This window comes from Microbacterium sp. ISL-103 (assembly GCF_018613995.1).
GTDB lineage: Bacteria > Actinomycetota > Actinomycetes > Actinomycetales > Microbacteriaceae > Microbacterium.
Genome location: NZ_JAGGPD010000039.1, coordinates 1 through 13,811, shown reverse-complemented (window position 1 = coordinate 13,811; position 13,811 = coordinate 1). Strand labels below are relative to the sequence as shown.

Here is a 13,811-nt window from a genome sequence, read left to right as displayed (position 1 = left end):
CCGGCGGCACGAAGTGCGACCGGAACACCCCGCGACCGGGACTACTTGACGCTGCCGGCGGTGAGGCCGCCGACGAGGCGCTTCTCGATGAGCATGAACAGGATGACGACGGGCAGGATCGCGACGATCGAGACGCCGAACACGTACTGCCAGCTGGTCTCGTACTGACCGACGAACTTGGTCAGCGCGACCGACAGCGGCTGGTTCTTGTCGGTCGAGAGGATGACGAGCGATGCGGCGAACTCGTTCCAGCAGGCGACGAACGTGAAGACGATGGCCGTCACGATGCCCGGCCACACGAGCGGGAGGTTGATCTTGAACAGCACGGTGAAGCGTCCGGCGCCGTCGATCTGGGCGGCCTCGTCGATCTCTTTCGGGATGCCGGCGAAGAATGAGTGCATGATCCACACCGCGAACGACAGGTTGAACGCCGCGTTGATGAAGATCATCGCCGCCCACGTGTCGCTGAGCCCGAGCACCGTGAACTGACGGAAGAGGCCCGAGGTGAGAACGGCGGGCTGCAGCATCTGCGTGACGATGACGAGGAACAGGAAGACCATGCGGCCGGGGAACTTGAACCGGGCCGTGTAGTACGCCGCCGGCAGCGAGACGAGCAGCACGAGCAGCGTCGCGAACACGGCGATGATGATCGTCGAGATCAGGTTGTACGGCAGCGGCGTCTCGGGGGTCGACCACATCGAGATGTAGTTCTCCCAATGCCACTCGACCGGCAGGTAGGTCGGGTCGACCGAGCGGATCTGCGACTTCGTCTTCACGGAGCCGAAGAACATGATCAGGTACGGCAGCACGAAGATCGCGAGCACGAGGATGCCGGCGGCCATGCGCAGGATGACGCGGGGCAGCGTCACCTGGTCTTCCGTGTACCGACGCTTGCGGCCGGGGATGCGGGGGGCGGGCTCGGAGCCTGCGGTGGTGACGAGGGCGGTCTCGGTCAGGGTCATGATCAGACCTCCTTCATGGGCTTGACGGCCTTGACGTAGATCGCGACGATCACGATCACGATGAGGAAGGCCACGACTGACAGCGCGCTGGCGACGTCGACCTTCTTCTGCAGCTCGATGTACTTGAAGATCATCGTCATGATCGTGTCGGCGCCGTAGCCCGGGATCGATCCGGTCATCACCTTGAGGATCGGCAGCGAGTTGAACACGTTGATGATGTTGATGAGCACGGCGACCGCGAGTGCGCTGCGCAGCTGCGGCAGCACGATCGTCCAGTAGGTGCGGGTGGCGCCCGCGCCGTCCATCTTCGCGGCTTCGAGGGTGTCGGAGGGAACCGTCTGCAGCCCGGCGAGGATCGTGTAGGTCGTGAAGGGCAGCGACACGAAGATCGCGATCACGATCGACCAGGCGAAGGCGGTGGCCGGGTTCTTGGTCCAGCCGTAGCCGACCGCGTCGTCGGCGAGCCCGATGTCGTACAGGAACTTGTTGAAGACCCCGAAGTACGGCTCGAGGCTGTAGTAGAAGACCATGGTCGTCATCACGACGGATGCCGCCCACGGCACGATGACGGCCATGCGCACGATCTGCCGACCGGGGAACGCCTTGTTGAGGATCTGCGCGAGCCCGAGCGAGATGATCACGGTGAAGCTCACCACCGCGACGACCCAGATGATCGTGCGGAAGATGATCGGCCAGAACTCCGCGAACGTGAACACCGTCACGAAGTTGTCGAAGCCGACCGAGCCCTTGTCGAGGCCCGAGAGCGAGATGTCGCGCGTGGAGTTGAAGAACATCACCCCGGCGGGGAAGAGCACCACGCCGATGATGAGGAGGAGTGCGGGGGCGATCCAGGGCAGTGCCTGGAGCAGGTCCTTGCCGCCGGGCCTGCCGCGAGTGGCGCCCGGCCGGCGACCCGGGGTGCGGGGGCGGCCGGTGGCCGCCCCCGCGAGGTTCGAGGATTCTTTCGTCTGGCTCATGGGAATACCCGAACCTCTCCGTCGCTTGGTGTGGGGCAGGGTCGGCGGGACTCAGCCCGCGTCGACCTGTGCCTGGATCTCGGCCAGGACATCCTGCGCCGACTTCGTCTGCAGCTGACCGAACAGCGACTTGAAGGCGCCGTCGGTGGCCGACCACTTCTCATTCGTCGACGGGTAGAACTGCGCGTCGGGCAGCACCTCGAGGAACGGCGCGAGCGCCTCCTCGCCGGCGAGCTGCTCGGCGCCCGACTTCGTGACCGGAAGGAAGCCCTCGGCCTGCACCCACGGCACGTACACGTCGGCCGAGTAGTAGTAGTCGAAGAAGGCGGTGATCGCCTCCTGCTTGTCACCGTCGTTCTGGAACGCCATCAGCTGGTCCATGACACCGAGCGTGAACGGCGAGCCGTCTTCGGTCGGGATCGGGACGATCGAGTAGTCGAGTTCGGGGTTGCCCTCCTCGATCTGACCCACTGTCGGGGGCAGGCCGACCTGCATGCCGATCTTGCCCTGGATGAAGATGTCCATCAGGGGCGAACGCTGCGTCGAACCCGGGTCGGCCTGCGTCGCTCCGGCGTCGATCATCTTCTTGATCTGCTCGGCGCCCACGAGGTTCTCGGGGGTGTCGATCGTGATCTCGGATGCATCGCCGAACGAGCCGCCGCCACCCCAGAGCCACACGGCCGCCTCGGCCTGCGCCTCTTCGGATCCGAGCGGCATGCCGTAACCCGCGACGCCGCCGCCGAGTGCCGACACCTTGGTCGCGGCATCGAGCAGCTCGTCCCAGGTCGTGGGCGCCTCGACGCCGGCCTGCTCGAGCAGCGCGTTGTTGACGAACAGCGCGCGAGCCGACGCGATCAGCGGCAGGGCGTAGGCGGTGCCGTCGACCTCGGCGTTCGCGAGGAACGCGTCCTGGAAGTCGGAGTAGGTCTCCTCCGACACGACGTCTTCGACCGGGTAGAGCAGCTCGTCACCCACGAAGCCGGCGAACGGGCCGCCGTTGTAGATGTCGGGAGCCTCGCCGGCCTGGATCTTGGTCGAGACGACCTTCTCGAGGTTGTCCCAGGACTGCACCTCGAGATCGACCTTGATGTCGGGGTTCTCCTTCTCGAACCCGTCGATCACGTCTTCCCACAGACCCTTGGTGGCATCGGAGTAGCTGGGGACGAGGAGGTTGAGGGTGGTCTCACCTTCGGCGTCGCCGCCGCCGCCGGTGGAGCCGCCGAACCCGCACGAAGCGAGCGTGAGAGTGGCGGTTGCCGCCAGGGCAACGGCGCCGAATCGCAGTGACTTCTTCATGTGTATTGCATTCCTCACTGTGTAGGTGGTGCACAGTCGCAAGTACAACTCACGCGACGGTGCGTGTGATCGCCTCCCCTGGTGGCGGGACGATCGGGTCAAGCCGGGTCGGCTCGGGGAACCCTCCATGGACCGATCTTCGGAGGGGCTGTGGAACTTGTTCGATTATTTGTCAGGAGAATAAACAAATCAAGAGGAACCTTGCATCGATTCCTTGTGTCGAAATACTATGATCGAATAAGGCTCGAAACAATCACAAACTTGCAACATCTCGTCCGGAGGGTCCGACATGACTGAACTTCTGCCCGGCGCACACATGCGCGAAGAACTGAACTCGCAGCCCGAGACGTGGGCTCGCGCCGCCGATCTCCGCGACATGCAGGCGCTGCTGCCGGCATCCGGAGCCCGTATCGCTGTCGTCGGCTGCGGCACCTCGTGGTTCATGGCGCAGTCGTACGCGTTTCTTCGTGAGACGTCGGGACAGGGCGAGACCGACGCGTTCGCGGCATCCGAGGCGTTCGTCGATCGCGGCTACGACGCCGTGGTCGCGCTGACGCGTTCGGGCACCACGACCGAGGTGCTCGAGCTGGTCGAGCGCATCAAGGGCCGTGTGCCCACGATCGGCGTGATCGGAGACGAGACCTCGCCTCTCGTCTCGCTCGTCGACGACGCCGTGCTGCTGCCCTTCGCCGATGAGAAGTCGGTCGTGCAGACCCGCTTCGCGACGACGGCGCTCGCTCTGTTCCGCGCATCCCTCGGCGAAGACCTCACGGGCGCGATCGAGGATGCCGCCGCCGTGCTGGCGGCGGACTACGACGACGAGCTGCGCGACGCCGAGCAGTACTCGTTCCTCGGCCGGGGCTGGACCGTGGGTCTCGCCCACGAGGCGGCGCTGAAGATGCGTGAGTCGTCGCAGTCGTGGACCGAGTCGTACCCGTCGATGGAGTACCGCCACGGACCGATCGCGATCGCCGCACCGGGCCGGGTCACCTGGCAGTTCGGCGAGGCGCCCGAGGGCCTGGCCGCACAGGTCGAGGCCACGGGAGCGCGCTTCGTGCAGCATCCGATCGATCCGCTCGCAGACCTCGTGCGCCTGCACCGCGTCGCCCTCGACCGCGCGGTCGCGCGGGGTCTCGACCCCGACCAGCCGCGCAACCTCACGCGATCCGTCATCCTGGATGCATGACCCGACCCACCCGCGGAGCGATCGATGACCAGCCCTGACGACGCCGCGAGCATCGCCGACGTCGTGAGAGACGCGTCGGGCGAGAAGCTCTCGGCCGCGCGCCCTTTGGGCACAGGCGTGCCCGTGCTCGCGTTCGACGTGGGTGGAACCGACATCAAGTCGGCACTGTTCGACGCCGACGGCACGGCTCTGGGTCTTCGCCGGACGCCCACCCCTGAAGCCGACGGAGACCGCACCGAGGTGCTGATCGATCGGCTCGGAGTGCTCGCCGCCGAGCTGCGCGCCGACCATCCCGACGTCGTCCCGCAGGCGGCGGGGCTCGTCGTGCCGGGCATCGTCGACACGGAGGCCGGGCTCGGCGTCTTCGCCAGCAACCTCGGCTGGCACGATTCGCCACTGCGCGACCTCGCGTCGGCGAAGCTCGGTCTGCCGGTCGCGTTCGATCACGACGTGCGGGCGGCCAGCTGGGCCGAGCACCGCCTCGGCGGCGCGCGCGCCTACTCGAACTCGGTGGTGCTCGTGATCGGCACCGGCATCGCGGGTGCTCTGCTCGTGGGCGGAGAGCCCTATACGGCGGGCGGCTATGCGGGCGAGATCGGTCATTCGCCGATCGCCGACGGGCCCGTCTGCGCGTGCGGTGCCCGCGGCTGCCTCGAAGTGGTCGCATCGGCCGGCGCCATCGCTCGTCGGTATCGCGACGCGACGGGCATCAACCCCGACGGCGCGAAGGATGTGATCGCCCGAGCGGCAGCCGGCGACCGGATCGCCTCCGAGATCTGGAACTCGGCACTCGACGCGCTCACGCTGTCGCTGGCACAGCTCACCGCCGTCGTCGCGCCCGAGGCCATCGTGATCGGCGGCGGACTCTCGCGGGCGGGCGGCGCTCTGTTCGACGAGCTGCGGGCACGGCTCGCCGAGCGTCTGAGCTTCCACCGCCTTCCCGAGCTGGTGCCGGCAGAGCTGTCCGGCAATGCGGGCATCCTCGGGGCGGCGCTGCGCGCACGGGAGCTCGCATGCTCCTGACCGTCCCCCCCAACCCCGCACTCGACCTCACCTGGCACGTCGACCTCCTCACCTTCGGCGAGACCCACCGAGCGGATGCCGGTGCGATGCGCGCCGGAGGCAAGGGCATCAACGTCGCCAGGGTCGCGCACGCGCAGGGCGCCTCGGTGCTCGCGGTGTCGACGGCCGGCGGGCGCAGCGGCGTCGAGCTGGCAGCCGAACTCGGAGCCAGCGGCGTGCCCCATCGCCTGGTCGCGGTCGTCGGTTCGACCCGGCAGAGCATCGCACTGGTCGATGAGGCCCTGGGCGACACCACCGTCGTGAACGAGCGGGGTGTGAACCCCTCAGACCCCGAATGGGCGGCGCTGCTCGGCGAGGTCGTCGACGCCCTCCCCGGCGCGCAGGTGCTCGTGATCTCGGGCAGCGTGCCGCCCGGGGCGCCCGAGACCCTGGTGCCGCTGCTGATCGGCACGGCGCAGGACGCCGGCGTGCCGGTGATCGTCGACACCTCAGGCCCGGCCCTGCTGCGCGCGGCGGATGCCGGAGCATCCGTCGTCAAACCCAATGCGGCCGAGCTCGTCGAGGCGACCGGACTCACCGACCCCGTCGAGGGCGCCCGCTCTCTGATCGCGCGCGGCGTCGGACTCGTGCTGCTCTCGCTCGGCGCCGACGGCATGCTCGCAGTCACCGAGTCTGACGTGCTGCACGCCCGGCTCGACGCGCCGCTCTCGGGCAACCCCACCGGGGCGGGCGATGCCGGGGTGGCCGCCTGCGCGGTGCTTCTCGCCGACGGCATCCGCGACCCCGAGACGATCCTGCGCCGCGCGACCGCGTGGTCGGCTGCCGCCGTGCTCATGCCGCTCGCCGGCGAGATCTCCGACGACTGGTCTGCACTCGAGCAGCGCCTCGTCGTCGCCCCCTTCGCCGCGCCCCCTCGAGAGGACCCCCTGTGACCCTGGTCTCCGCCCGTGAGCTCGTGACGGATGCCGCGACCCGCGGCACCGGCATCGGCGCCTTCAACGTGATCCACCTCGAGACCGCCGAGGCGCTCGTGCGCGCCTCGGCTGACGCCGGCCTGCCCGTCATCCTGCAGATCTCGCAGAACTGCGCCGACTATCACGGCGGGCTCGAGCCGATCGCGCTGGCGACGCTCGCCGTCGCCCGGCGCGCGCAGACCCCGGTCGCGGTGCACCTCGACCACGCCGAGCGGCCCGAGCTCGTCGACGAGGCGATCGCCCTCGGCTTCGGCTCGGTCATGTTCGACGGCGGAGCGCTTCCCTACGACGAGAACGTCGCCGTCACCGCATCCGTCGCCCAGCGCGCGCACGCCTCGGGTGTCTACATCGAGGGCGAGCTGGGAGAGGTCGGCGGCAAGGACGGAGCGCATGCCCCCGGCGTGCGCACCGACCCCGACGAGGCGCGGGCGTTCGTCGCAGCGACCGGCGTCGACGCGCCCGCCGTGGCCGTCGGTTCGTCGCACGCGATGACCGATCGCACGGCATCCCTCGATCTCGAGCTCATCCGGCGGCTTCGCGGGGCCCTGCCCGTTCCGCTGGTGCTGCACGGATCATCGGGGGTCTCCGACGCCGTGATCGCCGACGCCGTGCGCGCAGGCATGACCAAGATCAACGTCTCGACGCACCTCAACGGCTTCTTCACGCGCGCGATCCGCGCGACCCTCGACGCCGACGAGAAGCTCGTCGACTCGCGCAAGTACCTGAACCCGGCCCGCGATGCGCTCGCCGCAGAGGCTGCCCGGATGCTGCGGCTCTTCGCCCTCGAGAATGCCGAGGTCTCGGGGTGAGGCACGGATATGCGGGCAGGATGGTGACATGAAGCGCGCCGCACGCCTGAACGCGATCCTCGACCTGCTGGCCGCCGACGGCGAGGTGAACGTCGACGAGCTCGTCGAGCGCTTCGGAGCCTCGGCCGCGACCACGCGCCGCGATCTCGACTCGCTCGCCGAGCAGCGTCTGCTCACCCGCACGCACGGTGGCGCGGTGGCCCACTCGGTCGCCTACGAACTGCCGATCCGCTACAAGAGCCATCAGCGCTCGCAGCAGAAAGAGAGCATCGCCCAGGCGGCCGCGGCCCTCGTCGCCCCGGGCATGGTCGTCGGACTGTCGGGCGGCACCACGACCACCGCGATCGCCGCAGCGCTCGCGGCCCGTGACGACCTCGCGGCCGGCACCGGAATCACCGTCGTGACCAACGCCGTCAACATCGCCGCGCAGCTCGCCACCCGCCCCGACATCAAGGTCGTCGTGACAGGCGGGGTGATCCACTCGCGCAGCTACGAGCTGGTGGGTCCGTTCGTCGAGCAGCTGCTGCGCGGAGTGCGGCTCGACATCGCCTTCATCGGAGTCAACGGCATGGATGCCGAGGCCGGCGCCACCACGCAGGACGAACGCGAGGCCGCGGTCAACCGCATGATGGCCGAGCGGGCTCGCCGCGCCGTGGTCGTCACCGACAGCAGCAAGATCGGCACGGTCGCGTTCGCCGCCGTCGGCGGTGCGGAGCTGTTCCCCGTTCTCCTCACCGACGACGGCGTCGACGCTGCGTCCCTCGCCGCGTTGCGCGCGGCCGGCTACGACGTCGTGACCGCCTGACCTGCGCATCCGACGCCGCTCTCTGACGCACTCCTGGTGGGGATGCCGCGACCCTTTCTCGCGACATCCCCGGAGTAGATGGTGTCCTGTCGTTCCCTCACACTCCCCAGTGCACGAGGGTTCCCCAATTCGACTGCGCCTCCCTCGCGCTTCGTTTCCGAAGCCCTCCGCTGGCACCTTCTGGAGATAAGGAGCGGGTCACCCCTGCCCTGATACATCGACTGGAGAAAAGATTCAGAGTCCGCTTCCGTGGCACTGGAACGGCGCTCTCAGCCCGGTCGATTCGGATGCCGCCGCCAGCGCGACGGCGGGCGCGGCGCCCGCCGCCAGCTCGACGTGCACGGCCCCGAGCAGTTCGCAGGCGATGTCGTCGGACACCACGACGGGGGCGGCGATCACGCAGCCGGTGCCGGCGTGCAGCCAGACGCGCGTCATGCCCAGCGCCTCCTCGCCCCAGCGCACGGATGATCGCCCCAGCTCGCAGGCCGACAGCACCACTGTGGCGGGGGCGTGGGAGATCAGGTCGACGTCGTATCCGAACAGGGTGCCGTCGTGCAGCTCGAAGCCCGAGAACAGCGGGTTGTCGACCGCGTGACGCCCGTGGGCGGCGATGTGCAGCACGTCGACGCTCTCGGCGAGCTCGGTGACGGCCGACACCCGTGCAGCATCCGCGGTGAGGATCGGTGCGTCGGTCCACGCCGCCGCTGCCCGACGCACCTCTTCGTCGGCGCGGGCGACTCGGGGTCCGGTGGCGAATCCCGCGCTGGTCGCCGCAGGGCGGTCTCTCGGAGTGCCGCCCAGCCAGCGCGAGACCGAGGTCGCGAGCGTGAAGGGCACACCGGACATGCCCGGCAGCATCGCCCAGGGGATGCCGGCCAGGATGCCGGGCACCGTCAGGACGAGACGCGTCGCGCCGCCCGCCCGTGCGCGGACGGGAGCCAGAAGCGCGTCGTCGAGCAGCCGCAGCCTCTCGTCGAGCGATCGGGCGACCACTGCGGCCATCGGGCCTCCGTGGGTGAGGGCGGCGACGTCTAGGTCGGCGCGGAGACCGTCGAGGGCCGCCTCGATGCGCGGCCACGAGACCTCGACGATCGATGAACCGGAGGCCGTCACCACCACGCACAGCAGGTCCTCGCGCGTGTAGACGTAGGCGAGGATCGCCGTGTCGGCATCGAGCCGCGACCGGGTCTCGCCGAGTCCCAGGCGCTCACGGTTGCCGCCGGCCCCGGTCGAGGACCATTGCCGGTCGCGCACACGATCACGCAGCTCCCGCACGCGGGCATCGGTCGTCCAGTCGGATCCCGCGAGGTCGGCGCGCAGCATCCGCAGTTCAGCCAGATCGGCCGACAGCGCCGCATCGTGCGGGGGGCGTACGGGGGCCACCTGCTGGCTGAGGTGTCGAGCGCGCTCCGACCACTCGAACAGCACCTCGGGGTCGCGCGAGCGTGCGGCGGCGGCCAGCCCGGCGAACATCAGCTCGGTGCCGTGCATCGCGACGGATGCCTGCAGGTCGAGCGCGCCGAACGACTGCTGCCAGGCGGTGAGCAGGTCGAGGCCCTCCGCTGCCGCGCGACGTGCGTCGGCATCTCTGCCTCCGGCGGCTGCCCGCACCGCCCGCACCTCATGTGCGCGCAGGCGCAGGGGTGTCGGAGCGTCGGCGGTCAGCCGCGGCAGGCGACCTCCGTCGGCCAGACGTGCCGTGAGCGACAGCGCGGCGGCCTCGGTGCGGAAGCCGCCCCGGNNCAGCCCTCGCTTCCGAGGGCTGCGAACCGGCGGGATGCGGTCGCGGCGGCGCGCTCGGCGGCAGAGGCGTCGTGACGCAGGAGCGATCGGGCCAGGTGGAACTCGGCCTCGCCGCGAGCCTGCCGCATGCGCTGCGCACCGAACTGCACGGCGACGGCGCCGAGCAGTTCCTCCGCCTCGGTCGTCAGGCCCGCGTCGCGCAGCACCTCGGCGCGGTCGAGATCGCTGATCGCGGCGGCGAGGTCGCTCGTGGCCGCGAGGATCGGCCGCGACCCCGTCATCAGCGCGAGCGCGGTGACGAGGTCGCCGCCCAGTAGCGCGGCGTAGCCGAGGTTGTGGCGCGCCTCGGCGAGCGGCTCTGCCGCGCCATGCGTCTCGTAGGCGGTGATCGCACGCTGCAGGTCGGCCGCGCAGTCGTCGAGGCGGTGTCGCTGCATGCTGACGATCGATCGGCTCATCAGCAGGTTCGCGCTCTCGATCGAACCGTCGTCGAGTCCGTCGATCGCCTTCGAGAGAAACAGGTCGGCCTCGTCGAGGCGTCCCCCGTGCATCAGCAGAGTGCCGAGCTGCCCGTTCGCGAGGGCGATCGTCTCGGCGCTGAGTCCCGGGCGTGCGAGCGCCTCGCGTGACAGGCGCTCGGCCTCTGCCGGCTGGCCCGTCTGCGCGAGGACGTATGACAGGGTCCCGTCGATGCGCGCACGCAGGTCGTCGTCGTCGGTGCGCTCGGAGGCCGTGGTCAGTGCACGACGCGCCTGCGCGAACCGTCGGGCATTCGCCGCCTCGACGCCGCGCTGATGCAGCTCGAGAGCAGATAGGGGCACCTCACCAGAATGCCGGTCGGGGGAGCGTCAGGGAAGGTATGCGACCGCATCCGCCGTTCTGGCAGCGGGCAGGTGGTCGATCCGGGTACGGATGCATGTCGAGATGACGGGTGCATGCCCGGATCGGCGAATCTGGCATGCATCCGTGATCTGAGCATGCATCTGTGACCAGGTGTGCCCGGATGGCGGCGCCGGTCTACCCTCCTGTCACCGGCGACGGCAGGCTCTTGAGCACGGCGGCGACGGCCTTGGCCGCGGCATCCGGTGCGACACCCTGCGGCGGCACCGCGCCGAGCTGTGCGGCGATGCGCCCCGCCACATACGGAGCCGCGAACGACGTGCCGCTCCAGGTCGCGAACCCGCCGCGGTAGTCGTCGGGGTCGATCGTCTCGCGTCGCAGCCCGTCGACGTCCGCCCTGGTGCTGGCCTGCTCGCCGCCCACGAAGGCCGGCGACGTGCTGACGACCGCGGCTCCCGGCGCATAGACCTGCACCCAGGGGCCGACGTTCGAGAACAGCGCGACCGGGCGGGCTGAGGGGTTGAGGGCTCCGACCGACACGTGCGGAGCATCCTTGTCGCGCGGGATGCCGTTGTCGGCGCCGGGCCAGGGCCAGAGGGATGCCGGGAATGACGGCCGGTCGATCGCGTCGTTGCCGGCCGAGCAGACGACCACGCATCCGAGTTCGCGCGCCGTCGTGAGCAGGGCGTTCAGGGTCGTGCTGAACAGGCCGTCGACGGGCGTCTCGTGGTAGTACCCGAGTGACAGGTTGAGCACGTCGATCGGATGCCCGGTGGCCGGGTCTTCACGGTGACGCCGCAGCAGCTCGACGACCTGCGCGACGGTCGTCAGGAACGTGCTCTCGTCGATCACGCCGAGAGCCCCGGCCATGCGGACCGACAGGATGTCGGCATCCGGCGCCGTCTGGCGGATGATGCCCGCGATGAACGTGCCGTGCCCGGCGACCGCGTCGATCTCGCCGTCGAGCTGCCCGTAGAGATCGGGATAGACCTCGGGGTCGGCGTCGTCGGTGAGTCCGATCGGAGTGCCGTCGATCTCGATGTGCCGGGTGACGATGTCGTCCGGCAGCCAGTCGTGCACGCCGCAGCCCGTGTCGAGCACCGCCACCACAGGCCGCCGGCCGCGCCTCGGATCTGCGGTTCGCCGAGGTGCAGGGCCGACCCACGTGACCGGCTGACGCGCGCCGCGCCCCGGCTCGAGGTAGTCGTCGCTGCCGCCGGCGCCCCCGCCCGCGCCGCGCACCGGGTTGGTGCGGCTGAAGGGATTCGTGCGGCTGAAGGGATTCGTGCGGCTGAACGGGTTGAGTCCGACCGGGTCGATCGACAGCACGTGCTCGAGGCTGGTCCGAGGCATGGGCGTGCCCGAGCTGCGCCGGGCCCGCTGCAGCACGCGCCAGGCATCCGGTGGCACGGGAGACTCGCCGCGGGTGGGTTCGTCGGGCGTCGTCAGGCGGGCGCGCAGGAACCCCGGGACTCCGGGAACGAGCGGATCGGCGGCGCGCAGAGCATCCGGCGTCTCGATCTCGAGGCTCCAGCCGAACGAGCCCGCCGCCTCGCGCAGTTCGCGGATCTCCTGGTCGTACGCCTCCTGGCCGTTCTCCTGATCCTGCGTGATCAGCAGGCGCTCCTGCAGATACGCCGTGGGGAAGGCGCGGATGCTGTCGACCGGCTCGACCGACGGATCCAGTGCCGTCCCGCGCCTGATCGATCCCTCGGCTCTGTCCTGCCAGCTCCAGCCTTTGGGCTGCTCCATCGTCGGTCCTCTCCTCGCGGGCGGACCCGCGTCCTGTGCGGAGCGTCCTGCGAGGTGCGGGAGTCGCCCTGCGGTGTGTACGGGCGGAGCCCGTGGGGTGTGCGGGGGTGCCCGCTGCGTGCGCGGGTCGCCCCGCGGTGCATCACAACTCGAACTGCGGGGTCGACAGGGTGCGTCCCTGATCGCCGACCGTGGTGGTGAGCCGCACGAGGGTGAGCCCGTCAGGCACGTCGTCGAACACGAAGCGCCCCGTGTCGCTGGGCGTCGTCGTGCGGATGCGCTCGCCCTGCACGAGCTCGATGCCGGCCGAGGCGGTGTCGACCCAGCCGTCTATGCGGTGCGCACCGCCGGCGGTGCTGGTGACGTGCAGCAGGATGCTCGTGGTGCCGTCGCTGAACTGCAGGGTCAGTGCATCGGCGTCGCCGCGCACCGCGCCGAGCGGCTCGGTCACGAGGGTCAGCAGCGCGTACTCGGCCGAGAGGTCCTCGGTGGCGACGGTGGCGATCATGCGGTCGACCAGAGCGGCGGGCATCGGGTCGACATCGCGCCACAGCGAGCGCAGCTGCGCGAACAGCTGGGCATCCTCGTGGTTGTCGCCGCCGTTGGCGCGGTCGTTCTCGCTCATGAGGTGCCCTCCGTCCGTGGTGTCGATGCGTCGAGCAGGTCGCGCAGCTTGGCGAGGCAGCGCTGCCGGGTCGGGCCGATGCTGCCCACCGGCATGGCCAGGTCGGCCGCGAGGCGCGCGTAGTCCGGGCGCTCTTCGAAGGCGATCACGCGCAACAGGCGCTGGCAGCGTTCGGCGAGGCGCTGCACTGCGGCCCAGAGCCGTCGGTTCTCATCTCCCGTGGTGGCGTGGTCTTCGGCGGACTGCTGCTCGGGAAGCAGCGCGTCGAGAGCATCCGCCTCGGTCGTGTCGACCCTGTTGTGGGCCTTGCCCGCCCGCCAGGCCTCGCGGCGGGCGGTGGTCGTCAGCCAGGCAGACACAGCCCTCGGATCGGCGATCGACCGGTGGCCGCGCACCAGCTGCAGCCAGGTCGTCTGGATGACGTCTTCGGCCAGCGTGCGCTCGAGCCCGTAGGCCCGCACGACATGCCAGAGCACAGGCGTCATCAGCCGCACGAGGTCGTCCATCGCGCGGCTGTCGCCGTCCCGCCATGCGTCGAAGTAGTCGGCAGCGCGCTTCCAGCGAGCCGCGCCGTCGTCCGGTGCAGGATCGAGGGCGGCGCCGTCGGGTGCGCCGTCGATCATGAGTCCCATTGTGATCACACCATCAAGGAGCACGGCAAGGGTTCGGTGATACATGGACCCCGTTTGTTTTCCGGAATATTGGTGGGGATTCCGGGGGTGGTGGGGCGCGCGGCGTGCCGAATGCAGGACGGATGGACGGATGCAGGACCGGAAACCGTGTTCTGGGCGTGCATCTGTAATCCGGGCCTGCATTCGG

The 13,811-nt window shown here is 69.8% G+C and carries 12 protein-coding genes; 5 read left to right on the top strand and 7 right to left on the bottom strand.

The window, feature by feature from the left end; translation table 11 throughout:
* Positions 1-41 precede the first annotated feature (41 nt).
* The 3 genes from J7E68_RS01915 to J7E68_RS01905 are packed head-to-tail and all read right to left on the bottom strand — an operon-like array spanning position 42 to position 3,235.
* Positions 42-962 carry a carbohydrate ABC transporter permease gene (locus J7E68_RS01915; RefSeq protein ID WP_215169351.1) on the bottom strand — a complete coding sequence of 307 codons (921 nt, stop codon included), beginning with the start codon at positions 960-962 and terminating at the stop codon, positions 42-44.
* A gap of 2 nt (positions 963-964) precedes the next feature.
* Positions 965-1,939, bottom strand: a complete 975-nt coding sequence (locus J7E68_RS01910) for a carbohydrate ABC transporter permease (protein WP_215169349.1) — start codon at positions 1,937-1,939, stop codon at positions 965-967.
* Between the two features lie 51 nt (positions 1,940-1,990).
* Positions 1,991-3,235, bottom strand: coding sequence for an extracellular solute-binding protein (locus tag J7E68_RS01905; RefSeq protein ID WP_215169347.1), 1,245 nt, complete (start codon positions 3,233-3,235; stop codon positions 1,991-1,993).
* Positions 3,236-3,524: 289 nt separating this feature from the next.
* Here J7E68_RS01905 and J7E68_RS01900 point away from each other — a divergent pair, with 289 nt between their 5' ends.
* The 5 genes from J7E68_RS01900 to J7E68_RS01880 are packed head-to-tail and all read left to right on the top strand — an operon-like array spanning position 3,525 to position 8,032.
* On the top strand, positions 3,525-4,421 hold the full coding sequence (locus J7E68_RS01900; RefSeq protein ID WP_215169346.1) for an SIS domain-containing protein: 897 nt from the start codon (positions 3,525-3,527) through the stop codon (positions 4,419-4,421).
* 24 nt (positions 4,422-4,445) lie between these two features.
* Positions 4,446-5,444, top strand: coding sequence for an ROK family protein (locus J7E68_RS01895; RefSeq protein WP_215169344.1), 999 nt, complete (start codon positions 4,446-4,448; stop codon positions 5,442-5,444).
* Complete coding sequence (locus J7E68_RS01890; RefSeq protein WP_215169342.1) at positions 5,435-6,376, top strand: 1-phosphofructokinase family hexose kinase; 942 nt, start codon at positions 5,435-5,437, stop codon at positions 6,374-6,376. Before J7E68_RS01895 ends, J7E68_RS01890 begins: the two co-directional genes overlap by 10 nt.
* Positions 6,373-7,227, top strand: coding sequence for a class II fructose-bisphosphate aldolase (locus J7E68_RS01885; protein WP_215169340.1), 855 nt, complete (start codon positions 6,373-6,375; stop codon positions 7,225-7,227). The genes J7E68_RS01890 and J7E68_RS01885 overlap by 4 nt, the downstream gene beginning before the upstream one ends.
* Positions 7,228-7,255: 28 nt before the next feature.
* Positions 7,256-8,032, top strand: coding sequence for a DeoR/GlpR family DNA-binding transcription regulator (locus J7E68_RS01880; protein WP_215169338.1), 777 nt, complete (start codon positions 7,256-7,258; stop codon positions 8,030-8,032).
* Positions 8,033-8,266: 234 nt separating this feature from the next.
* On the opposite strand, the gene J7E68_RS20235 is transcribed toward J7E68_RS01880, so the two are convergent.
* The 4 genes from J7E68_RS20235 to J7E68_RS01860 all read right to left on the bottom strand — a co-directional run bounded on the left by J7E68_RS20235 (position 8,267) and on the right by J7E68_RS01860 (position 13,615).
* Entirely contained in the window at positions 8,267-9,643 is a 1,377-nt protein-coding gene (locus J7E68_RS20235; RefSeq protein ID WP_215169336.1) for a CHAT domain-containing protein, read from the bottom strand.
* A gap of 1,149 nt (positions 9,644-10,792) precedes the next feature.
* Positions 10,793-12,367: a S8/S53 family peptidase gene (locus J7E68_RS01870; protein ID WP_215169335.1), complete on the bottom strand. Its 1,575-nt coding sequence runs from the start codon at positions 12,365-12,367 to the stop codon at positions 10,793-10,795.
* A 142-nt stretch (positions 12,368-12,509) separates the two neighbouring features.
* Entirely contained in the window at positions 12,510-12,992 is a 483-nt protein-coding gene (locus tag J7E68_RS01865) for a hypothetical protein (RefSeq protein ID WP_215169333.1), read from the bottom strand.
* Positions 12,989-13,615 carry a sigma-70 family RNA polymerase sigma factor gene (locus J7E68_RS01860; protein WP_251048527.1) on the bottom strand — a complete coding sequence of 209 codons (627 nt, stop codon included), beginning with the start codon at positions 13,613-13,615 and terminating at the stop codon, positions 12,989-12,991. Before J7E68_RS01860 ends, J7E68_RS01865 begins: the two co-directional genes overlap by 4 nt.
* Between the last annotated feature and the right edge of the window lie 196 nt (positions 13,616-13,811).